This window comes from Altibacter sp. (assembly GCF_019913785.1).
Lineage (GTDB): Bacteria > Bacteroidota > Bacteroidia > Flavobacteriales > Flavobacteriaceae > Altibacter.
On sequence record NZ_JAIOHK010000062.1, the window covers coordinates 1 to 1928 of the forward strand.

General features: G+C 44.7%; 2 protein-coding genes. One reads left to right on the forward strand and one right to left on the reverse strand.

Annotated elements, in window-relative coordinates; all coding sequences use genetic code 11:
- Positions 1 to 30 precede the first annotated feature (30 nt).
- Entirely contained in the window at positions 31 to 534 is a 504-nt protein-coding gene (locus K8F54_RS11265; RefSeq protein WP_290790911.1) for a GTP-binding protein, read from the reverse strand.
- A gap of 126 nt (positions 535 to 660) precedes the next feature.
- Here K8F54_RS11265 and der point away from each other — a divergent pair.
- The coding region (der, locus tag K8F54_RS11270; protein WP_290790913.1) for a ribosome biogenesis GTPase Der at positions 661 to 1928 on the forward strand (1268 nt) is incomplete at its 3' end.

Here is a 1928-nt window from a genome sequence, read left to right on the forward strand (position 1 = left end):
ACTAATCACTAATCACAAATCACTAATCACTCATTCCAACTTTCCTCTCAAGGTTTTGTCCATAAAAATATACAGGGCATACATCTCTTTTTTTCCCGCTGCTTTTCCCATTTTTCCGGCGAAATACAGTGCGAACCAAATCACCACCAATAATATCATAACAACCACCTGTACCGTAAATGGGGTATCCAATGAATAATTGCTGTACGCCCAAACGCCAAAGCCCAGAAAGAGGGTGGCCACTAGAAAATGCAGGAACATAAACAAGGTCCATACGGTAGGGGCCGGCCCAAAAAGACCAAATAGTTCACTTTCGGTATCGGTAACAGGAATAATCTCCAGGTGCAATTGAGGCGACCAGAAATGCTGCTGGTGCTTCGGAAATCTAATAAACACATGATCGTCTATCCGTGTAACCACAAAGTCGGACTGTGTTGCCTTGGTGGCTTCAAATGTATTCAACACTTGGCTTTGCGGTTGCTGTAGCTGTTTTTTGAAACGTGGCCGAAGCACAATTTCATTGGGTAGTTGCATAGTACTCTGTTTCAGGGGTTAAATTATCATTTTTTCTGTAAACTAAAACAAAGTTGTAGTAAGCTTCGGCTAAAAAATAGTATTTTTGCACCCGCCTATCAAAAGATAGACCATAAAACCGAGTATATGAGTATTGTAGCCATTGTGGGAAGACCAAATGTTGGAAAATCGACCTTCTTTAATAGATTGATCCAGCGGCGTGAAGCCATCGTGGATGCCGTAAGTGGTGTTACACGTGACCGTCATTATGGCAAAAGCGACTGGAACGGTAAGAAGTTTTCGCTTATTGATACCGGTGGTTACATAAAGGGAAGTGACGATGTATTTGAGGCCGAAATTGACAAACAGGTAGAACTCGCCATCGAAGAGGCCGATGCCATTGTCTTTATGGTCGATGTGGAAACCGGTGTCACCGGTATGGATGAGGATGTGGCTAAATTACTTCGGAAATCGAAGAAGCCCGTTTTTCTCTGTGTAAATAAGGTAGACGGTGCCAGCCGGGTGAATGATGCCCTTGAGTTTTATGCCCTGGGCTTCGAAAAATACTATATGGTTTCCAGTATCAGCGGAAGCGGTACCGGGGATCTTTTAGACGATCTGGTACTCGCCCTGCCGGAAACCCCCGAAGACGATGAGACAGAACTCCCGCGATTTGCTGTAGTTGGACGTCCCAATGCCGGGAAATCGTCCTTTATCAATGCACTAATTGGGAAAGATCGCTATATAGTAACCGACATCGCAGGAACTACCCGCGATAGTATGGATACCAAGTACAACCGCTTCGGATTTGAATTTAATCTGGTAGATACGGCCGGAATTCGAAGAAAGGCCAAGGTAAAAGAAGATCTGGAGTTTTATTCGGTGATGCGAAGCATCCGTGCCATTGAATACTGTGACGTAGTAATCCTCGTGTTCGACGCCCAACGTGGCTTCGATGGGCAGGTGCAAAACATCTTTTGGCTGGCCCATAGAAATAACAAAGGGGTTGTGATCCTGGCGAACAAATGGGATTTGGTCGAAAAGGACACCCACAGCGTCAAGGAATTTGAAAAGTATATCCGCGAGCAATGTGAGCCCTTTACCGATGTGCCTATTGTATTCATGTCGGTACTCACCAAGCAGCGTATCTTTAAGGCCATTGAAACTGCTGTCGAAGTGTATGAAAACCGAAGCAAGAAGATAAAGACCAGTGTCTTAAACGATACGATGCTTCCCATCATTGAAGCCTATCCACCCCCGCAGTACAAGGGGAAATATATTAAGATCAAGTACTGTACGCAATTGCCTACACCCTATCCAAGTTTTGCCTTTTTCGCGAACTTACCGCAGTATGTAAAGGAGCCGTATAAACGCTTTTTGGAGAACAAACTCCGCGAGCATTTCAATTTTACCGG